Source organism: Coleofasciculus sp. A1-SPW-01 (genome assembly GCF_040217205.1).
Lineage (GTDB): Bacteria > Cyanobacteriota > Cyanobacteriia > Cyanobacteriales > Coleofasciculaceae > Coleofasciculus > Coleofasciculus chthonoplastes_A.
Map to the genome: position 1 here is coordinate 1 of NZ_JAVJNP010000004.1, position 19,709 is coordinate 19,709.

General features: G+C 45.5%; 19 protein-coding genes and 1 pseudogene. 9 read left to right on the plus strand and 11 right to left on the minus strand.

Going from position 1 to position 19,709, the window contains the following annotated elements:
* On the plus strand, window positions 1–664 hold a 664-nt coding region (locus RH949_RS00200; RefSeq protein WP_446351559.1), incomplete at its 5' end, for an RNA-guided endonuclease InsQ/TnpB family protein.
* Window positions 665–697: 33 nt separating this feature from the next.
* Here RH949_RS00200 and RH949_RS00205 read toward each other — a convergent pair.
* The 3 genes and pseudogenes from RH949_RS00205 to RH949_RS00215 form a co-directional block, all read right to left on the minus strand.
* Window positions 698–820, minus strand: a pseudogene (locus RH949_RS00205) (type II toxin-antitoxin system PemK/MazF family toxin); the annotation flags it as partial.
* Entirely contained in the window at window positions 820–1,056 is a 237-nt protein-coding gene (locus RH949_RS00210; protein WP_044206246.1) for a CopG family ribbon-helix-helix protein, read from the minus strand. The gene RH949_RS00210 and the pseudogene RH949_RS00205, both read right to left, overlap by 1 nt.
* 303 nt (window positions 1,057–1,359) lie before the next feature.
* Entirely contained in the window at window positions 1,360–4,152 is a 2,793-nt protein-coding gene (locus RH949_RS00215) for a response regulator (RefSeq protein WP_446351560.1), read from the minus strand.
* Window positions 4,153–4,164: 12 nt separating this feature from the next.
* On the opposite strand from RH949_RS00215, the gene RH949_RS00220 reads away from it, so the two are divergent.
* The 5 genes from RH949_RS00220 to RH949_RS00240 all read left to right on the plus strand — a co-directional run bounded on the left by RH949_RS00220 (window position 4,165) and on the right by RH949_RS00240 (window position 9,255).
* Window positions 4,165–4,299, plus strand: a complete 135-nt coding sequence (locus RH949_RS00220) for a hypothetical protein (protein WP_446351561.1) — start codon at window positions 4,165–4,167, stop codon at window positions 4,297–4,299.
* A 93-nt stretch (window positions 4,300–4,392) separates the two neighbouring features.
* The gene (locus tag RH949_RS00225; RefSeq protein ID WP_446351562.1) at window positions 4,393–6,771 is read left to right on the plus strand and encodes a chemotaxis protein CheW; all 2,379 of its coding nucleotides are present in this window, start codon (window positions 4,393–4,395) and stop codon (window positions 6,769–6,771) included.
* Window positions 6,772–6,911: 140 nt separating this feature from the next.
* A complete protein-coding gene (locus RH949_RS00230) occupies window positions 6,912–7,253 on the plus strand; it encodes a chemotaxis protein CheW (RefSeq protein ID WP_446351563.1) in 342 nt (113 codons plus the stop codon).
* Between the two features lie 251 nt (window positions 7,254–7,504).
* Window positions 7,505–8,353 carry a ParA family protein gene (locus RH949_RS00235; protein ID WP_446351564.1) on the plus strand — a complete coding sequence of 283 codons (849 nt, stop codon included), beginning with the start codon at window positions 7,505–7,507 and terminating at the stop codon, window positions 8,351–8,353.
* A 77-nt stretch (window positions 8,354–8,430) separates the two neighbouring features.
* On the plus strand, window positions 8,431–9,255 hold the full coding sequence (locus tag RH949_RS00240) for a CheR family methyltransferase (RefSeq protein WP_446351565.1): 825 nt from the start codon (window positions 8,431–8,433) through the stop codon (window positions 9,253–9,255).
* A 70-nt stretch (window positions 9,256–9,325) separates the two neighbouring features.
* Here the strand turns inward: RH949_RS00240 and RH949_RS00245 are convergent, their stop codons facing one another.
* From RH949_RS00245 to RH949_RS00255, 3 genes are all read right to left on the minus strand, one after another.
* The gene (locus RH949_RS00245) at window positions 9,326–9,796 is read right to left on the minus strand and encodes a hypothetical protein (protein WP_446351566.1); all 471 of its coding nucleotides are present in this window, start codon (window positions 9,794–9,796) and stop codon (window positions 9,326–9,328) included.
* Between the two features lie 111 nt (window positions 9,797–9,907).
* A complete protein-coding gene (locus RH949_RS00250; protein ID WP_446351567.1) occupies window positions 9,908–10,693 on the minus strand; it encodes a hypothetical protein in 786 nt (261 codons plus the stop codon).
* Between the two features lie 125 nt (window positions 10,694–10,818).
* Complete coding sequence (locus RH949_RS00255) at window positions 10,819–11,637, minus strand: type 1 glutamine amidotransferase (RefSeq protein ID WP_006100324.1); 819 nt, start codon at window positions 11,635–11,637, stop codon at window positions 10,819–10,821.
* A gap of 606 nt (window positions 11,638–12,243) precedes the next feature.
* Here RH949_RS00255 and RH949_RS00260 point away from each other — a divergent pair.
* On the plus strand, window positions 12,244–12,687 hold the full coding sequence (locus RH949_RS00260) for a DUF29 domain-containing protein (RefSeq protein ID WP_446351568.1): 444 nt from the start codon (window positions 12,244–12,246) through the stop codon (window positions 12,685–12,687).
* A gap of 41 nt (window positions 12,688–12,728) precedes the next feature.
* Here the strand turns inward: RH949_RS00260 and RH949_RS00265 are convergent, their stop codons facing one another.
* The 4 genes from RH949_RS00265 to RH949_RS00280 all read right to left on the minus strand — a co-directional run bounded on the left by RH949_RS00265 (window position 12,729) and on the right by RH949_RS00280 (window position 17,649).
* Entirely contained in the window at window positions 12,729–14,072 is a 1,344-nt protein-coding gene (locus tag RH949_RS00265) for a MurT ligase domain-containing protein (RefSeq protein ID WP_446351569.1), read from the minus strand.
* Window positions 14,073–14,224: 152 nt separating this feature from the next.
* Window positions 14,225–14,347: a hypothetical protein gene (locus RH949_RS00270; RefSeq protein WP_006100011.1), complete on the minus strand. Its 123-nt coding sequence runs from the start codon at window positions 14,345–14,347 to the stop codon at window positions 14,225–14,227.
* Between the two features lie 2 nt (window positions 14,348–14,349).
* On the minus strand, window positions 14,350–15,717 hold the full coding sequence (locus tag RH949_RS00275) for a HEAT repeat domain-containing protein (RefSeq protein ID WP_006100174.1): 1,368 nt from the start codon (window positions 15,715–15,717) through the stop codon (window positions 14,350–14,352).
* Between the two features lie 246 nt (window positions 15,718–15,963).
* On the minus strand, window positions 15,964–17,649 hold the full coding sequence (locus tag RH949_RS00280) for a CAP domain-containing protein (RefSeq protein WP_446351570.1): 1,686 nt from the start codon (window positions 17,647–17,649) through the stop codon (window positions 15,964–15,966).
* A 245-nt stretch (window positions 17,650–17,894) separates the two neighbouring features.
* Between RH949_RS00280 and RH949_RS00285 the strand changes: the two genes are divergently transcribed.
* Together RH949_RS00285 and RH949_RS00290 are read left to right on the plus strand one after the other, a co-directional pair.
* Window positions 17,895–18,503, plus strand: a complete 609-nt coding sequence (locus RH949_RS00285; protein ID WP_006100256.1) for a thylakoid membrane photosystem I accumulation factor — start codon at window positions 17,895–17,897, stop codon at window positions 18,501–18,503.
* A gap of 161 nt (window positions 18,504–18,664) precedes the next feature.
* Window positions 18,665–19,273 (plus strand): hypothetical protein, encoded by a 609-nt coding sequence (locus RH949_RS00290; protein WP_006100069.1) that lies wholly within the window; start codon window positions 18,665–18,667, stop codon window positions 19,271–19,273.
* A gap of 191 nt (window positions 19,274–19,464) precedes the next feature.
* Here RH949_RS00290 and RH949_RS00295 read toward each other — a convergent pair whose 3' ends face one another.
* The gene (locus RH949_RS00295) at window positions 19,465–19,623 is read right to left on the minus strand and encodes a ribonuclease toxin HepT-like protein (RefSeq protein WP_446351571.1); all 159 of its coding nucleotides are present in this window, start codon (window positions 19,621–19,623) and stop codon (window positions 19,465–19,467) included.
* Window positions 19,624–19,709: the final 86 nt, after the last annotated feature.

Sequence of the window (19,709 nt, forward strand, 5' to 3'; positions counted from 1 at the left end):
ATCAATCGGGATCGATCTTGGGTTAAAAACCTTTGCCTCTTGCAGCAACCGGGAAAAGATTGATAGTCCAGATTATTCTCTGCTCTACCGCAAGCTAAAGCGCTCTTCAAGGCGGTTATCCAAGCGGCAAAAGGGGAGCAAACGGCGAGAACGGATGCGGGTTAAAGTAGCCAAGCTCAATGCCAAAATCCGGGATAAGCGCAAGGATTTCCTGCATAAGTTATCCACCAAGGTAGTTAACGATAACCAAGTGATTGCCTTAGAGGATTTGAACGTTGGTGGTATGCTTAAAAACCGCAAATTATCACGGGCAATTAGTCAAGCTGGCTGGCATGAATTCCGCTCATTGTGTAAGGGTAAAGCTTGCAAACACAATCGGGATTTTCGAGTCATCGACCGATGGGAACCCACCAGTCAAGTTTGTTCTGAGTGCGGCTACCGATGGGGCAAGTTAGACCTATCGGTGAGGACGATTGTCTGTGTCAATTGTGGCATAGAACACGACCGAGACGATAACGCTTCAGCAAATATAGAAAGAGTCGGGGTAGGGCATACCCACGACGTTAAACGGACGGGGAGCGCGTGTAAGACCTCAGTTGAGGCGGTGTGTGGTGAACCGTCAACCCACCGAGAGTACGTGCAGTTATCGCTGTTCGACTGGTAGGAATCCCCGTGCGTTTTACGCCGGGGAGGATGTCAAAGTCCGAATTCGACTACGATTAAACTCATCTGACTGAATGATCAGAACGGGTCTACGATATCCAGGTTCAGACGCAACAGGTGTTGGCAGATCTGCCCACCAAATTTCACCTCGCTGCATCACCAATTTTCCTCAGATAACGTATGAGCTTGTAGCTGGACAAACAGAGGATCAAGACTGCTGCTTTCATCGGCATAGACTGCATCTAACTGTTGAGTAATCTGATCCTGTTTATGTGCTTGCAAGTAGTCTTGAAGTGCCACCGCATAAAGCTGACTCCGAGATAATCCCATGCGTTTTGCAAATTGTTCCGCTGCGTCAAAAAGCGGATCAGGAATTGAAATGGCTGTTTTCATGATAAGTATAACTATAGTTATACTCGTAGAGTATCGAATTTTTACAACTAGCACAATAGGTGATACTAAAGACCCAACCCCCCTCGTTCCCCCCTTTTTAGATCCCCCTCTTCCCTTTTAGATCCCCCTCCCGTCCCCCTTAAAAAGGGGGAAGCCAGCGGATGCTTCGCTTTTTTGGCACGGGGAAGCCAGAGGATGCTTCGCTTCTGTTGCACGGGAGAGGGGAGTAAGAGAATCCGGTTCCCCTTCTCCCCACGGTGGGAGAAGGGGTTAGGGGATGAGGGGGAAAATGTCGGTATAATTTTAAGGCAAAGCTGTCTTGACCCGTTGATATTCAGCCTCGATGCGAGACAGCATCACCTCGGTTCCTTCAGTTGTTCCCGCCTGTCCTATCTGTTCCAATTCATTGCATAATTGAGATAATGGCATTGCCCCAACCGTCATACAAGCACCCCGTAACTTATGGGCGGTGGCTTGAATCGCGGCGGTGTCTTTTTGGATAACAGCCTCTCGAATCCCTTGCAGGTGGAGGAGTGCAGCTTGACGGAATTTATGCACAATTTCTAACCAAAATTCCTCTGCATCCTCTCCCATTAAGTCTTTTAACTCCTCAAAGGTTTCTGGATCAAGGGGTGAAACCTCTGCTACTGTGGATGCGATCGCGCTTTGTGATTCGCTGTTTTGCCCATTTTCATGAATGGGTGTGATCACAGGGGAGTTGGTTTGTCCCTGATCCGGTTCCTGCTGATACTCGGCTTCAAGTTCAGCAATCAGCGTACTCGCACGAGTTATGAGTTGCTTTAATTCTGCAATAGCCTGTCTATTCATCGTTGGTGGGTTGGTTTGAGGATCGGGTGTTTCACTAGAAGAATAATCTCCCTTTTCTTCCACAAAGGTAGGTTGAGTCAAATGATCGGTTGTCTCACTATCTTTTCTACATCCCCTCTCCTGGGCGTAATACTGCAACGCTTGCACCAGCGCTTTCACTCGTACAGGCTTACTAATATAATCATTCATACCCGCCTCAATACAGGTTTCGCGATCGCCTTTCATCGCATTCGCCGTCATCGCAATAATCCAAGGGTGAGTTGACGAGTTTTGAGTGAATGTCCCTATCTCCCGGATTTCCGCAGAGAATTGCTGACGAATTCGCCGCGTTGTTTCCAACCCATCCATCCCGGGCATTTGCATATCCATAAAGATCACATCGTAATCACAACAACTCACCGCCATCAGCGCCTCTTGTCCACTATTAGCACTATCGGCGCTATATCCTAACCGTTGCAACATTTCACAGGCGACTTGATGATTAACCTCGACATCATCTATCACCAAAATTTTTAACGGTAGGGTTTTACCCAGTTCGGTGTTAAATTGCGGTGGCGATACCTTGGACGGTATCAGCGTTTGTTGTTTACCCGCAATTTGTAGCAAAACCTGATGCAGTTGATTTTGCTTAATTGGCTTATCAATAAAAGCCGCAAATTCCACTCGCCCTTGGTATTCATGACGACTGGGTTTTCCACCCGAACTCAGAATTAATAACGGTAGAGTTTTGCCTTGGGGTAACGCCTGAATTCGTTTCGCTAGCGCCACACCATCCAGTTCCGGCATACGGTAATCTAGGATTGCCAGGTCAAACTGAGGTTCACGATGCAATAGTTTGAGGGCTTGAAATCCTGACTTGGCACAACGAACCACCATTCCCCAAGACTTTGTTTGTAGGGTGAGAATTTGGCGATGCGTCGCATTATCATCCACGATTAATACCCGTAAACCGGTTAACTCAGGTTGGATAAAATCCAACGGTTGAGGGACTGATGAGGGGATTGATAGTGTTTGGATGGTAAAGGAAAATTTAGACCCTTTGCCGACTTTACTTTCCACCCACATCGTACCGCCCATCATTTCACTCAGACGTTTACTAATCACCAACCCTAACCCCGTCCCCCCATATTTCCGGGTGGTGGAACTATCGACCTGGCTAAAGGGTTTAAACAGTCGATTGATCCGATCTGAAGGAATCCCAATTCCTGTATCTCTCACCGTAAATTTAATTTCGTATTGATCGGAAACGTCTAGACATTTTACGGTCAGACCTTCCACGGTCAGACGTTCCGGTGGAACGTCTCTACGATTCTCTGGGCATTTCTTGGCACGGACAGAGACAACGACTTCTCCTTTTTCCGTAAACTTAATCGCATTACTGAGTAAATTTAGCAAGATTTGCCGCAGTCGCGTGACATCTCCTAGAATTGTCGTCGGGGTTGTTGAGTCAAGTTTATAAGCAATATCAATATTTTTTTCCGCCGCTTTTGGTGCGACTAAATCTAAGGTGTCTTCAATACAAGTTCTTAAGTTAAAGACTTCGGCTTCTAACTCCAGTCGGTTGGCTTCAATCTTAGAAAAGTCGAGAATATCATTAATAATGGCAAGTAACGCATCCCCACTGGTGCGAATCGTATTCACAAAATTTTGCTGATTCGGAGATAACCGACTATCTAATAACAATTCGGTCATACCAATAATGCCATTCATCGGTGTGCGAATTTCATGGCTCATTGTTGCCACAAATTCACTTTTAGCTTTGTTGGCGGATTCGGCTTCGACTTTGGCTTGTTTTAATTTGGCTTCGACTTGCTTTCGCCGTTGCAGTTCATCCTGATAATTTTGGATACGTTGGGTTAGTTCGGTGACATCTTGAATCGCGATTAAAGCATAAACCCCATCGCCGATGAGTGCCGGAATTGGCGTAACACTGGTTTCTTGAATTCTTTTCTTATTGTTGGGTTGATCTTTACTAATCAGAGAACCGTGCAGTTGTGACGAAAATACCGCAGGTAAGCGACTCTTGAAGACTTGCTTTAAGCGAGTTTTATATCGCGGTTGATTCACTTGCGGAAAATGTGTGGCTAAGGATGTACCAACGATTTCCGATTTCGGCAGTTTTGTCCAGTTTTCTAAGATATGGTTCCAAAATAAGACGACAAAATCTTGTCGGATAATACACAATCCGATAGGAATCCGGTCAAGGATACTAAAGTGTTGGTTAATGGTTGATAGTTCATGGGTGATGGGTGATGGGTGATAGTTCATGGTTCAGGGTTGATGGTTGATGCCGATCGATCGCATTGTACTCGGTGTCCGATAGTTATTTTTCTCTTATCCGATAAAAAAGAGGCAGTTGGACTCCTGGAAACGGGTTATTTTTTCTGGCGAGAGTTTAATACAGGTGTTACATGAGTACAGATGTAAAGGTTTGCTAAATTTTGTAATTAGAATATAATAGTCAAAGTTAGTTTCGCAATCATACAGCAGCAATCTTGAGAGAGTTGAATGGAAATCGATGAAGATCTCAAGGAATTCTTAGTGGAAGGCTACGAACACCTGAATCAACTCGAAGGGGATTTAGTCGCCTTGGAACAAAGCACCTCAGATGCAGAGGTGATCAACCGGATTTACCGCCATCTGCACACAATTAAAGGGAACAGTGGTTTTCTCGGTTTAGAGAAATTACAGGGAATTACCCATGGGGGAGAAAATTTACTCAGTCGTTTACGGGAAGCGAGGATTCCGGTAACACCAGATATTACCAATGCGTTATTAGAAGTGATCGACGCCATCCGCGATCACTTTGAGAGTCTCGAAACCACTGGCGAAGAAAGTTCACGCGATCGCACGGCTTTATTTAATCAGTTAAATGCATTACCTGTTGAGAATGGGGAGAGGATCAAGGATGAGGAATCCCAATCCAAAACCGAATCTGTAGGGGGACATTCGTACCCAGATCTATCGGTTTTATGCCAAGATCTTAACGAGAAAGCTTCACATCCCCAGGTATCTATTGCTAATTCCCCTTCTGCCAATTCCCATGTATGCCAAGATACCAATCCGCCGGCTTCAGCCAATCCCCAGACATCAAATTCCACTTCCCCCTCACCAATCACCAATAGCGCCATCCGTGTCGATGTTAATCTCCTGGATAAGTTAATGAATCTGGTGGGAGAATTGGTATTATGTCGCAATCAAATTTTAGAATTTGCCAATCAACAAGCGGTGATCGCTGAACATGATGATGCGTTTAAATCAGCATCGGGACGATTAAATTTAGTTACCTCCGAATTGCAAGAAGGGGTCATGAAAACCCGGATGCAACCGATTCGCACAATTTGGAGTAAATTCCCCCGTGTCGTGCGCGATCTGGCGGTGAATTTAAACAAGCAAGTGCAATTAGAAATGGAGGGAGAAGAGACAGAATTAGACAAAACCTTAATCGAAGCGATCGCGAATCCCCTCACCCATCTTGTCCGCAATTGTCTGGATCATGGTTTAGACACCCCAGACATGAGGATAGCCGCCGGAAAATCTCAAGTAGGGCGCTTGTTACTTCGCGCCTATCACGAAAGCGGACACGTTAATATTGAAGTGTCTGATGATGGCAAAGGAATTGATCTCGAAAACCTGAAACAAAAGGCGCTACAACAGGGAATAATTACGCCAACACAAGCCCTGCACATGACCGAACAGGAAGCGCTTCACCTCATCTTTTTACCCAGTTTGTCCACCGCCGAAACTGTAACTAATATTTCCGGACGGGGTGTAGGAATGGATGTCGTTCGGGCGAATATTGAGAGGATTAGTGGCACAATTGATGTCGAAAGTCGGTTGGGTCAAGGAACAAGTTTTAAACTTAAAATTCCGCTAACTTTGGCGATTATCCCGACATTAATTATTACCAGTGGCGGCGATCGCTACGCCATTCCCCAAGTGAATCTGTTAGAACTGGTACGGTTAGATCGCGAACAAGCTGAACAGCGGATCGAATGGTTTCATGGAACACCCGTCTATCGGTTACGGGGGAATTTATTACCCTTGGTTTACTTAAATCAGGTGTTGCAACTGGAAAATAATACCAGAGTGCAGGAGTCTAGCGGTATAGGGAAAACCTCGAATGCCAAGAAGCAAAGTTTAATTCCTGAACAAGAGGATGAAACGATTAACATTGTTGTGGTTCAAGCCACTGAGAAACCCTTTGGGTTAGTTGTGGATATGATTAACGATACCCAAGAAATCGTAGTTAAACCCTTAGGAAAACCACTAAAATCCCTAGCTTGTTTTGCTGGGGCGACAATTATGGGGGATGGGAAAGTGGTATTGATTTTAGATGTCCAGGGTTTGGCACAAAAAACGCTGATTACCTCTCCGGAAAAGGAAAAAGCCTTAGTGAATGAGGACAGTCAATCGGTGAATTCTGCCGCTATTCCCCAGCAGCTTTTAGTCTTCCACGCCGCCAATCAGCGACGTTTGGCAATTCCTTTGTCTAAGGTATCGCGCCTGGAAGAATTTCCCCGCGATCGCATCGAATATTTGGGCGATCAAGAGGTGATTCAATATCGCCAGCATATCATGCCGCTGATTCATTTGTCGGCTGTTTTGAGCAACGGTTATTCAGAGTTTCAGGTGCGCGATCGCCAATCGGAAATTAGTGAGGATAAACAATCCGTGATTGTTGTTTCTTTGCAGGGAGATAAACAAGTGGGGTTGGTGGTGGATCAGGTTCTGGATATTGTTGAACAAGGTATTAATATTAAAGGGGTATCTTCACAAAAGGTAATTCTCTGTTCAGCGGTGATTCAGGGTAAAGTTACTGAAATTATTGATGTTCATGCTTTGATTGAGCAGGGTTTATCAGTGGTTAAGCCGATGTTAGTTTAGGTTTAATTAAATGGGTTATTTACGAGTACAAATGACGAACTATAAATGACAAAGACGACTCAATTATGTACCTTTTTTCTCGATAATCTTTTCTTAGGGATTGAGTAGAAAATGTTCAAGAAATATTACGTCATCAAGAGATGACGCGGGTTCCCCTGGCGCCTCCGGTTGTGGCGGGTTTAATTAATTTACGTGGACAAATTGTGACGGCGATTGATTTACGACGGCGATTGGAGTTGAAGCCACGGGCTTATGATCCGTTACCGATTAATATAATTGTCCGAACTCCTGATGAGACGGTGAGTTTGTTGGTGGATGAAATTGGCGATGTTTTGGATGTATCCGATGACGATTTTGAACGTCCTCCGGATACGTTTAGGGGAGAGGTGCGAGAGTTGATTCGCGGTTCTTATAAGTTACAAAATCAATTATTGCTGTTTCTGAATGTGGATAAGGTTTTTGATTTTACGGTGATGGATTAAGATTTTTTAACGCAGAGGGGCGCAGAGGTTGGCGCAGAGGGGCGCAGAGGGGGTTAGAGGTTGGGGTGCTGTGGTTATGTTTAGGCTTTTGAGGTGGTGAGTTTTTTTGTGGATGAATTTGGCTTGGTTGATTTTACGGTGATGGATTAAGATTTTTTAACGCAGAGGGGCGCAGAGGTTGGCGCAGAGGGGCGCAGAGGGGGTTAGAGGATGGGGTGCTGTGATTATGTGTATGCTTTTGAGGTGGATTGATGGGCAAGAAAGAAGGGAAGTCTGTGGCGTTTGCTAATGTTAAAGGGGGAACGGGGAAAACCACGACTTGTGTGAATGTGGCGGGGTATTTGGCTAAACGGGGAAATCAAGTTTTAGTGGTGGATTTTGATCCTCAAGGGAATGCGACATCAGGATTGGGGATTGATGGTAGATGTTTACAATATTCGATGTATGATGCTTTTTTAAGTCAATGTCAGGGGTATAGTGGTGTTCCAATTACTAAGGTTATTTTAGAAACGGATATTGAGAATCTTCATATCGCCCCTTCTGTCTTAAATCTAGGGGTTGCACCAATGCTGTTGCAAGATACGAAAGATAAAACGAGGATATTGCAGCGAATTTTAGAGCCGGTTCAGCGGTTTTATGACTATATTTTGATTGATGTTCCTTCGGATGCTGGATTGTTTCTTTTTAATAGTTTGAGGGCAACTCATCACATTGTAGTACCGATTGATCCGGGGATTTTCTCTTGGGAATCTCTGGAAGATTTAAAAGCCTATTGCTGTGATTTAGTCCAGAATAAAGGACATAGGATTAAAGACTGGACAATTGTTTTAAATAAAACAGTTAGTCAAACCAGTCAATCCCGGAAATCCAGCCAGTTAAATCCGTCTGATGAAATTGAGTCAAGTCTCCAGGAACGTTCAGATCCTGTGTTTGTGGTTCCCTATTCGGTTTTAGTTTATCGATCGCAGCAAGAAGGATTACCCATTTCTCACTATACAAACAAAGCCAGCAAAATTGGCAAAGCTTACGCCGCGATCGCGACTCATTTAACCCGTGTATCCAACTTTACCGAAATACCAGATAAAGAACCGAGTTTTTAGGGTCAAGGTGTTCCCTATTCCCTAACAAATGACCAATGACCAATGACCAATGACCAATGACCAATGACCAATGACCAATGACAAATTCCGACTTTAATTATATTCGCAAATTGGTGCGCGATCGCACAGGTGTAGTTCTCTCTGAGGATAAACAGTATTTGGTGGAGTCTCGTCTAATTGGTTTAGCCAAACAGGTTGGGGCAAATTCAGTCAAGAGTTTAGTGGCGCAACTGCAACAAAAGCCGTTTCATCCGCTTTGTCAATCCGTTGTCGAAGCAATGATGACCACTGAAACTTTTTTCTTTCGAGACGATAACCCATTTCAGGCGTTAAAAAATGCTATAATACCCGAACTCATTCAACAACGACAAACCGAACGCCATCTAACCATTTGGTGCGCTGCTTGTTCCAGTGGACAAGAACCCTATAGTATTGCTATGTTGCTGCGCGAGCATTTTCCTGCACTTACCACTTGGAGAGTGCAATTAATCGCCAGCGATATCTCAGATGTAATGCTCAATCGCGCCCGTTCTGGATATTACCATCCCCATGAAATGAATCGTGGCTTACCGTTAAATTTGCGACAGAAATACTTTGAACCAAAGGGTCAAGGATGGACAATTAAACCCGACATTCACCAGATGGTGGAGTTTCGCCCAATTAATTTAACCGAAACGGTTTTACCCTTATCCCAGGTGGATATTATTTTCCTGAGGAACTTTTTAATCTATTTCGATATCGAAACAAAGCAAGAAATATTAGCTCGGTTACGGCGGGTATTACAACCCGATGGCTATTTATTTCTCGGCGGTGGGGAGACAACAGTCAACTTAGATAATGCCTTTGAACCCGTACAATTTGATAACGCGGTGTGTTACAAATTGCGAGGGAATGAAGAATGACCAATGACCAATGACCAATGACCAATGATGCTCCCCACCGTTAACTTTAATTGTCCCCACCTAATTTAGTTCAATCCTCTGCTTTAACAAAAACACCTAAACCAAAATCACAAGTGCTGTTCCTTGAAGAACATTTACTCATTTTGACATTAATCTCATACCTATCCTCGGCTGGAGGAACAAAAGGGACAACCGCGACAGCATAATCGGTCATATCAGAGGCGACAACATTGCCTTGCATATCTTCGACGATGATATCAACATCCTCACAACTCTTATTACAAACAGCAACAAAACTGTACTCTCGACTGGACGATAAAAATACAGTCTTTGGTGCTTGCGCCCCTCTAGAGAGTCTGGCTACCGTTCGCGGAAAGACCAATTGATACCCCTCCTTGTCTTGAGCTTCAATTACCGCTCGAATTTGAGCTTCGACTTCTTGCTCCGATTCGTTTAGGGGTCTAGCTGTAGCAGCAATCTGAAGTGTCGTCACTGAAAACAGCATTAGGGTAGATACAAGTAAGCGTTGAACAATCTTCATGGCAATAAGGGTATAGTATGAAGCCCAAATCGATTATTGTACACCGTCGGTTCGCGATCGCCTATTCTTCGGTTCGGTTCAACTCCTCAAAAGACCCATGATTAATGACGACTAAGACTCGTCCTCCACAGGCAAAAACTCCTTGGTTTCCGGTGAATATTCCCAAGCAACTCCGTCTGGATCTTTACTTTGACTCCATTGGGCAAAATCCGGATCAGATTTGCGCTTGCCGATCGTACTCGAATGAACATCAAGTCGTTTGGCTAATTCTGCCTGAATCAAAGCCTGACCCTCTTTTTCCTCAGTTTGCTCAGATTGAGGTGATGGCTTCTCCGGCGAGGATTCAAGTTTTTCCTGAATGTCCGCTTCCTCAGTCTCAGACTCCCAAGCACTGGACTTATCCTCAATCTCATCCTCTATCTCATCCTCTTCATCCTCCATCAGCCATTGAACCAGCTTTGGCGCTTGATTGGTCAAGGATTCAGACTCTTGTTCCGGTAGCGGTTCACTACTGTCAAAGATACTTCCCAGTGCATTAGCCGTAAGAAAGTAATAGACAATCCCTTTATCCTCGTAGTCTCGACGCTTCGCCCCAAATTCTTCTGCCTTTCTATCCAAATATCGTTGGGCGGCGGTTCCAGAGATGTTCGCTTTCATTGATAAGTCTAGGGGAGTCAAGCACCCCTGATTATCTTTGATTAGTTGATTGAAAAAAGGATTAACTTGCTTACTCCATTGCAGCCACCGATACTGCTGCCAAATTTTCAACAGAATAATCACAACCAAAAGCGCAAGCAGATAGGGCCACGTTTTAAACAACAGGACGAATACAAACGCGATCGGGAGTAGGAGAATTAGAATCCCTGTAGTACTGCTATCAATTACTTTTCCGGTCATATCCCTGCTTGCAATTTTCTCTTGAGCGTAAGCGAATTACGGTAACGATGGCATTTCCTTGACTGACAGCCCAGCCTTAGCTGGCTCTAGCCTAACTTAAGCCGTTGATTGGCATGTTGCCTATCTCAACAGTTTACGGGTTCTTGAGCCAGGTTGGTCAGCGAGAGGCGTTTTAACATCGCTGCCCGTGCTTGCTTTGCTAACGTATCATCTAGGGGCGTCAAAGTGATAGGGGTTTGGTACTTTTGTTTTAATCCGGTTTGGATCAGCCAATCGGCGATAAAGGGATTCTTGGGTAAAAGTGGACCATGGGAGTAGGTCGCGATCGCGTTTCGATAAAATGCCCCTTCCATGCCATCCTCACCGTTATTCCCGTAGCCTTTCACCACCTTACCCAGGGGGGAGACATCCCCCAAATAGGTACGCCCGCCATGATTTTCAAAGCCAATCACAATCGGCTTACGTCCCAGCATCTGTTCTAAGTCTTGGGCGAGGGGAGAGGCGGTTAACTCGAAGACGACATTGCCAATACAGCGACGGGCATTAGGTCCGGGATGCTTACTGACAAAATCCAATAACCCTAATCCTTCAATCCGTTGACCTAAAGCGGGTTCGTAATAGTGACCCAACAGTTGCGGGGAACCGCAGGTAAACACTCCAGGGGTTCCGGTTTCTAGTTTCTCTCGCAAGGTATCCGCCTTTGCCCCCCGCAAGTCCCGCATGACTATTTCCTGCTGTCGGTCTTGGGCGCCACCCCCCATAAACACATCAACTTGGTGGAATTGCTCAGCCGAGGTTTGCTGGTCGAGGGGTAGGACATTCACCCGAATCCCCCGCCATTGAGCGCGTTGTTGCAGGCAGATCACATTACCGCGATCGCCGTAGGTACTCATTAGAGTCGGGTATAGCCAGCCAATCGTTAGTTCTAGGTGTTCGGGATTCATCGTTTTTGCTTACTCTCTATCTAAGTTTTACAGGCTGACTAGAGGGAAAACGGAAAGAAGTCCTGTAGAGACGGGTTAGACGGGTTTAGCCACAATCGTAGAGACGGGTTTAGGGACTGTAGGGGCGGGTTTAGGGACTAAATTCACCTATTCACCGATAAATGAACAACAAAACCCGCCCTCCTCACCGATAACAGTTCAACCCAACCCCCCTGGCAAATCATAAAATCAGCCTCTAAAAATACCATTTCTTATACTTTTTGTCAAAAAAAGGTTTTGATTTTTACAAAAATACATGCATCGAACCCCAACGGGCTTGAGTCGGAGGAGTAGCGCTTTTTGACGCAAACTCAAGGGGTTCAGCTTACGATCAGGCGACTTTCCCTAAAAACGCACATAAAAAACACCCATTATTAGTATAGACAAATCGCTGAATCCACGCAATTTCGTTGCTTATTGCAAATAATTCTCACAGTTTTTTTGCCCGTTAAGCTCTGTTAAGCAACAAATATTAAATCAAATCTCACGCTCGTTAAAAGTTTTAGTTATACTTGTCCCTGACAGGTTCCCCATGCTGAATAAGCAGAGGTAAAAATGAAGGTGAACATGAACTTAGCATCACTTTATGAGGTTGAATATGACCAATGGTTAGCGCGAACCATTAGTTTGTTAAAAGAAAACCGATTCAATGAGTTGGACAAAGACCATTTAATTGAGGAGTTGGAAGACTTGAGTCGGCGCGAGAAAAAAACAGTTGAACGGTTTCTAGAACAGATTATCCGACATTTGCTACTTTGGCAATATTGGACAGCCGAACATGATTATAATGCCAATCATTGGCAAGCCGAAATTATGAGTTTTAGAACCCAAATCAATGAAGATTTAACCCAAAATTTACGAAATCACCTCCAGGAAAACCAAGTAAAAATTCATGGAAAAGCATTAAATTACGTGAAACAAAAGACTGGATATGAGGTGAATTTTCCCGAAAACTGCCCTTATACCCTCGACCAATTATTAGAGATAAACTGGCTACCCGAAAAAAGCTAAAATCGCTGGTTTTGTCGGATGCGTTAATGACCAATGACAACTCACAAAATCTGCCGCCCGGTCAGCAATCCCCGCACTTCTAACATGGCGGAATAAGTGGGTAAAATATGCAACGTTTCATCGGCTGGTGTATGCGCCAATGCCGTCTTAATCGCCTCCTGTAAATCCTCTTTAATAATTAACTCACAAGGATGTTCTGAATCGGATTGAGAATACTTCAGGCGTAATGCCATATCATAAACGCGATCGCCACTCACCACAATCGTCCCGCCTAACGCCACCAGCTTCTCGGTATCCACGTCCCAAATCCAAGACACATCCGTCCCATCGGGGGTTCGGTCATTCAACACGACTAACTTGGTCGAGGCTCCCCCCTGTTTTTGGATATCATGCACCGCCCGGATGGTTTCATTCATCCCTACCGGATTTTTCGATAACAGAATCCGCACCTTCTTCCCCTGAACCACCAATTCCTCAGCACGTCCAAATGCAGCCTTAAAGGTTTTAACCGTGTCGTAAATGTCCGCCCGCTCAATCCCCAATTCCTCTGCCACTAATCCAGCGGCAAGGGTATTATATTTGTTATAAATACCAATTAAGATTTGGGGCCACTCCTGACTATTTACCGCTAAGGAACTCTTACTAAAGCCACAACTCGCACAGTGATAATCCCCTAAATGAGACAAGTAAACCCCTTTATAATCCAAGGGATAACCGCAACTGGGACAGTAAATCGAGTCTACGGCATGGGGAATTTCTTCCAAATAGCGCTCCGGTTCATTCAGACCGAAAAATCGCACCGTTTGCGATAACTGTTGACCCAAATGACACAGTGTCGGATCATCAGCATTCAAAATCACCCGAATTTGAGCAGGAAGCGGTGCGATCGCCTTCAGCCAGCGCTGACTAATTGTATCTACTTCCCCATAGCGATCCAGTTGATCTCGAAACAGATTTAAACCCAAAATCACCTGAGGCTGACAATCCTGCAACAGCAACGGCAATATATTTTCATCCACTTCTAAAATGGCGTAATCGGCATCCAGCAAACCCACCACATTGGTATGCTCCATCAACGCCGTCACCAACCCATTAATCAAATTCGCACCCGTGGCATTATGCGCCACTCGCCACCCCTGACGCTCTAACAGCGTTCGCAACAATAGAGCCGTCGTGGTTTTGCCATTCGTCCCTACAATCAGAATCACCCCACGCCGTACCTGTGCCAAAAGCAACGGCAAAGCATGGGGTTGAATTCTGCGGGCGATCGACCCTGGCAATACACTCGCTGCCCCTAAACGGAATCCCCGCACCAACGAGGTAACGCTTTTAGCCGCGCCTACCGATAAACTCAGACGCACTTGATCTAGCACTGATTGACTCACATCCACACTCCTCCCAGACGGGGCAGCTTCTCGGTTCACTGAGCTTATACTAGGTTATTTACTCAGCCATCTATAGCTCGTCAGCATAATATTCTACCTATATGAGTAAGTTTGTAGTTGCGCTTTAGCGCCATAAACGTCTGCATCGCACACTATAAACCTTTCACTCCAACCTTGGTCAGGGCGGGTTTAGTCGCATCTGGTAGGGAAGCAACGATAATCGTGAAACCCGCCCCTGCACAGACGCCATGTCCTCGATGGTAGCGAAGAGTCAAAACTATTTCACCGAGTCATGATGCTGTTGCACCACTTGAACCAATCGACCCCCGCAATTTAAAATATCATCGGCTAACTGAACAATCCACAGATTTGGCAGGGCTTGAGGTCTAACGGCTAAAACATTGGCAAGGGCATCTTCCTCTCTACCCACGCCCAATAACTCAGTACAAACAATCAACGCCACCGCCGCCGAACGACTCACTCCGGATTGACAATGGATGAGTAAATCCCCCTGGTTCGACGAAATTAAATTGGTAAATTCGATAATTTGCAGGATATGCTCTGCTGTGGGCAAGACATATTCGGGATCATCATGGGGCATATCAATATCATCAAACTCTAATCGCAAATGGTGAGGAATGCGAGTATAACCCGGAGGCGGAGCAACCCCCGGAGAACCAATGGAAATCAGATAGTGAATGGATGACCCTGGCGTTTTTGACCAGAGATATTCACTGGCTTCACTAAATGAACCAATCCAGAGTTTAGGTAAACCCGGAATTTGAATAGAACTTGCCGTCATTGCTGAGGTATCCTGGACGTCGCGATTCATCACCCCCTTGAGTTTTTCAATCACCGCCGCTGCTCTATCTCGAACATAAGCATCTTCATCATTAAGCGCTTGTCGAATACCCGCTATCACTGTTGGTGTGCCAATATTTCCCAAGGCTTCCACCACTCGTGTGCGGACAAAGACATCTCCATCGCTAAGTGACTGTAAAATTCCCGCAATGGCAGTTTCAGTGCCAATTTCACCTAATACGGCCACAGACGCCGCCCGAACTTCTAAGACAGGATGATAAAGCCCTTCCAGGAGAATAGAAACCGCGTCTTCGCTCGCCAGATTTCCTAAGGCATAGACGGCTTTGGTGTGAATATAAAAGTCTGGGTCATAGAGTGCCCGTTTTAAGTCTTCGAGTGCGGCATCACTTCTGAGTTGTCCTAACGCCCATGTCGCTCTACCGCGAACATAGTGATCCTCATCTTCCCGCAAAACCTGTAGGAGTGGGTCAATTGCCACAGGATTGGCGATACGTCCCAACGCCGTCGCCGCCCGCCAACGGACTTGAGCATCCTCATGGTTTAGGGCGTCCAAGAGTCCCGTAACTGCCTGTTCACTACCGATTTCCCCTAATGCCCATGTTGCCCACTTTCGCACCTGCGGCGATGAATCTCCCAATGCTGCAAGTAAATGAGTCACTACCACATCACTACCAATTTGTGCCAGTCCCCACGCCGCCCAAGCCTGTACGCTATTATCGTCCTGGTTGAGTCCTTGCAGGAAAACTGGAATCGATTGTTCTGAGCGCATTCGGGCTAAGGAGCGAATTTTATGCGCGACTGAAGCATTATCAGGGTTAGTCATTAAATAAGTCACAAGTCAAACGTCAAAAGTTAAAAGTCATTTGTCATTTGTCATTCGTAATTCGTCATTTGTCATACTCGCTCCCTTGAGAAGCAAGCTACGTTTATGTAAGGGGTTGAGGAACATTTACAGAACTTAACATAGTTCGGTTTTTTTCCACCGACCTACTGAGTCCGTTGTCAGTTATTATGGACAAAAAATCCGACTGTGAAAGAAGTAATCGAAAGACGCCATAGCGGAACTCAGCTATACGTCAACAAAAACTGGATTTGCGATCGCGGCACTGCCAGAGGCAATGGCGATTAGGTCATTCGCGTCTACGCCTTTGAGACGGGCTAATGTTTCATCACCAGAACTGATCAGAGCATGACCCTTATTCCCACCGCTTCCCTGAGTGATGGTCAGCTCTTCAAAGGTCAGTCCATTGGCTAACCCCAAAAAATCTTCACCCAGATGAAAATCTATTATTGTATCAGTTCCTTCGCCAAGGGCAAGCACAAACGTATCACTACCCTGTCCCCCAGAGAAATCGTCTCCCGTGAGAGTGTCATCCCCTAAACCGCCCCAAAGTAGGTCATCGCCGTCATCACCCCAAATTCGGTCATGATCATCGCCGCCATAGAGGAAATCATTTCCACCCTTACCGCCAATCCGATCATTCCCTTTACCACCATAAATGATGTCATCACCGCCAACCATACCACCAGAGGAACGGTGGTTAAAGTCACCGCGCAGGATATCATTACCCTCTTTGCCGTAAATAATATCATTGCCTAAACAGCCAGCGATGATATCTTTATCCGCACTACCTTGTAGATGGTCATCTGATGCACTACATTTAAGCGGGGACTGATTATCTGTAGTCGTTGGCTCAGATTCGGGTTCAGATGTCAATTCTGATGTCGAAGTTTGAGTATTAGGGGTTGAGTCTATTTCTGTATTTGAGTCACTCGGAGTTTGAGTATCAGTCTTTGAGTCTGTTTCTGTCGTTGAGTCACTCGGAGTTTGAGTATCAGTCTTTGAGTCCGATTCGGACGTTGGTTCAGGTGTCGGAATTAATTCATCTGTATCCAGGTCAAGTTTGATATTTTCTGACCCAATCGTCACCTGACGAGTTTCAGTATCTGTCTGTCCATCATCGTCCCAGTCGCCAGCAAAGGTCACTTGGTAGGTTCCAGTGGACAACTGCATTTGATAACCACCTGCGTTCCAAGTCGTCGTTGTGAAACGTTCGTTAGTTGTAGTGTTAACGGCTGTGACATTAATTCCGCCCAGTCCTTCACCGACGCTATAAAATTGATCATCTGTAATCTGGTCGTCAAAAACAACTCCCATTAACCAGGAATTGCCAAAATTGAAGCGATTGCCAAAGTTCTGGGTGATGACCAGTGATCCAACCTGGGTAGCTGGGTCATTTTCGGGAATAATCGAAAGACCCACTTCCCGAAAATTCGAGTTCATAATATTATTGCGGTGACCATGGGACGCTTGTATCCCGGTTGAAGTGAAGCCCCAATCAATGGCAAAACCTGCATGTCCATGAAAAACGGAGTCAGCATACGTATAGACATTCTCACCCACAGTAGACCAGTTATAGCCAGTATTAGCAATCCGCTGACTCAAATTCAATTCCCCAGGTAACTGATGGGACTGGGTATCTTCTTGGATCATCAACTGATTATGGTTTTGCGCCGCCTCTTGGAGTTGATCTGACCAAGCTAAGGGTTGAACGGGTTGGAGATTCGCCCATTGAGTTTGCAATACATCCAGATCAACATTAAAGTAGTCCAACGCGAAGTTAACATCAGCATCGGCTGAATTAATTAATAAATCAAGTTCGCCGACTGGGTTGAGCCTCATCCGGTTGATCAACTCCAGCATTTCCTGTTCTTGGACGGTAGGTTGAGAGGGATTGGATTGTTGAGGTTGCATCGGTAGTACCCTGAAGTGTGGTTGTTAACTCCAGTCTCAACAACCGATGATTGCGATCGCGTTTTCGCTAGGTTTTCGTTATGTGTGCGTAACTTTACTTGTTTCCTGTTTCCTAGTTAGCATTGACTTTATTGCGCTGGCATGATATTGATGCGGTTCAGTTTGGGCGATCGCTTGAACTCCTCAGCCAATCAGGGATAATCAGAAACAGGGAATTTCATCTAAACTAACGTTGTAACTGTAATATGACCTTTGACTCATTGCCTGTTCTTAGTCAACATCCAACCAATCGCTATTCTTACAAACGTCTTATTGCCCAATGTTTGGTCACTCTGATTGCTGTCCTTGGCTGTTTGCTGCTATCAACACCATCAGCCCTAGCCGAACTCAATGATGACCACTTTGACGGCAATATCTTTGCCCTCTATGCAGGGAATGGTTCCCTAGTCCCGCCGCGTGTCACTCTGGCAGACTCCATAAAAGCACATAAACCAGCCTTGCTGGTGTTCTATATCGATGACAGTAAAGACTGTAAGCAGTTTTCCACCGTGGTGTCCCAGCTACAAGCGCCTTATGGACGGGCGGCGAGTTTTATCCCCATTAGCGCGGATACTCTGTACGACAAACCAAGTGATGACCCAATGAAACCGGGCTACTATTATGAAGGATTAGTCCCCCAAACCGTTCTCATTGACCAAGAGGGTGAGGTTCGGTTGAATGAAACGGGACAAGTCAGCTACGAAAAAGTCGATGATGTCTTTCGGGAGGTTTTTGACTTACTTCCCCGTTCTGAATCACTAGATTTAAAACGGCGATCGGTTAACGAGATTAATACGGAATTAAGCCAAGATTGACGATACCAAGGAGTTTGGGGAAAAGTATCCAAAATATGCAAGTATAAAGTAAGTCAACTTGTGGCAGAGTGCATATCTCAATTTTCCCCTGCCCCTCCGCACCCTGGCACTCCTGCCCCTCTACACTCCTGCTGCCCCAATCAACTACGATCGCACATCTGATGTCACGGGTCTACAGCACCGAGGAACTGATCCAAATTCTGGCAGAGGAACGTCGCGCCTGTATGAATGGTCAGCGTCTGAATCTAGCCGCTTCTGCATCGGGTAATCCGGTGATTGACCGATTTCTTCAATCTGAAGGGATTCAAAAATTTAGTGCTTATCGGGATTTTAAAGCAGCAGTTCACCACTACCAGCGACAACATCAGGTTTCAGGTATTGTCTGGCGACAGTTAACCCTCAACGGCATAACCTTGCGTTATCCGACGGTGCATGATCAGTTAGTGGCGTTAACTCGTGACGTAGAAATAATCAAAGCGGCTAAACCTTCAATCTTGGAGTTTTGGCAACAGGTGACTCCGGGTATGGACTTGTACCTGAGTATCCGCCTTGGCAAAGACTATCGCCAAATTCAGCCTGACGATGTGGACGCGATCGCATCGAGAACCGAATGGGTTAACCTTTTACATTATGGGAATTCCCAGATTCTGGAAATCATCCTTCAGCTTGGCTGGGGTAAGCCGGAAGAAGCCTCTTACCGCCGGGGGTGGCCCGCCTCAGGTAGCGAATACGTTCATGCGGTTCCCCTCGGTCAGCGTCCCATTTGTTAAGAGTTTAAACCCTTAAATAGTGAAGGATTCAAGCAATTCTGACGATGGTTGGGGGGTCTAGGTATAGATTCATTCCAAGAAAGGGGGAATGCATAGTGCGATCGCACAAACACTATTTTATTGATCGTAGCTGATTTACTGAGATAGATGATCAGGGTAAGCTGATGCTAAAGACGCGATCGCAAGCTAGTTCAGCCTAGCCCCATACCTCTCATAAAAACCTGAATATCTTGCATCAACTTCTGGCTACAAATCGCTAATTTTTCTGATAATTGCACGACTAGATCAGGATTGAGATTATGAGCATAGTTACTTCTGACAACGTGGCGAAAGCGTCGGGAGCATCCCATTTTGGCAAATAGCCGGGAAAGGTCGATTTTTAATTCGCGGTTATTACTCGCGAATTAAATCTCCGTGTATACTTGAACGACTCAAG

What these genes read in the sequence shown, in the direction of transcription:
- RH949_RS00210 (WP_044206246.1), bottom strand. Translation starts at nt 1,056, where the DNA reads ATGAAAACAGCCATTTCAATTCCTGATCCGCTTTTTGACGCAGCGGAA.
- RH949_RS00215 (WP_446351560.1), bottom strand. Translation starts at nt 4,152, where the DNA reads ATGAACTATCACCCATCACCCATCACCCATGAACTATCAACCATTAAC.
- RH949_RS00220 (WP_446351561.1), top strand. Translation starts at nt 4,165, where the DNA reads ATGGTTGATGCCGATCGATCGCATTGTACTCGGTGTCCGATAGTTATT.
- RH949_RS00225 (WP_446351562.1), top strand. Translation starts at nt 4,393, where the DNA reads ATGGAAATCGATGAAGATCTCAAGGAATTCTTAGTGGAAGGCTACGAA.
- RH949_RS00230 (WP_446351563.1), top strand. Translation starts at nt 6,912, where the DNA reads ATGACGCGGGTTCCCCTGGCGCCTCCGGTTGTGGCGGGTTTAATTAAT.
- RH949_RS00235 (WP_446351564.1), top strand. Translation starts at nt 7,505, where the DNA reads ATGGGCAAGAAAGAAGGGAAGTCTGTGGCGTTTGCTAATGTTAAAGGG.
- RH949_RS00240 (WP_446351565.1), top strand. Translation starts at nt 8,431, where the DNA reads ATGACAAATTCCGACTTTAATTATATTCGCAAATTGGTGCGCGATCGC.
- RH949_RS00245 (WP_446351566.1), bottom strand. Translation starts at nt 9,796, where the DNA reads ATGAAGATTGTTCAACGCTTACTTGTATCTACCCTAATGCTGTTTTCA.
- RH949_RS00250 (WP_446351567.1), bottom strand. Translation starts at nt 10,693, where the DNA reads ATGACCGGAAAAGTAATTGATAGCAGTACTACAGGGATTCTAATTCTC.
- RH949_RS00255 (WP_006100324.1), bottom strand. Translation starts at nt 11,637, where the DNA reads ATGAATCCCGAACACCTAGAACTAACGATTGGCTGGCTATACCCGACT.
- RH949_RS00260 (WP_446351568.1), top strand. Translation starts at nt 12,244, where the DNA reads ATGAACTTAGCATCACTTTATGAGGTTGAATATGACCAATGGTTAGCG.
- RH949_RS00275 (WP_006100174.1), bottom strand. Translation starts at nt 15,717, where the DNA reads ATGACTAACCCTGATAATGCTTCAGTCGCGCATAAAATTCGCTCCTTA.
- RH949_RS00280 (WP_446351570.1), bottom strand. Translation starts at nt 17,649, where the DNA reads ATGCAACCTCAACAATCCAATCCCTCTCAACCTACCGTCCAAGAACAG.
- RH949_RS00285 (WP_006100256.1), top strand. Translation starts at nt 17,895, where the DNA reads ATGACCTTTGACTCATTGCCTGTTCTTAGTCAACATCCAACCAATCGC.
- RH949_RS00290 (WP_006100069.1), top strand. Translation starts at nt 18,665, where the DNA reads ATGTCACGGGTCTACAGCACCGAGGAACTGATCCAAATTCTGGCAGAG.
- RH949_RS00295 (WP_446351571.1), bottom strand. Translation starts at nt 19,623, where the DNA reads ATGGGATGCTCCCGACGCTTTCGCCACGTTGTCAGAAGTAACTATGCT.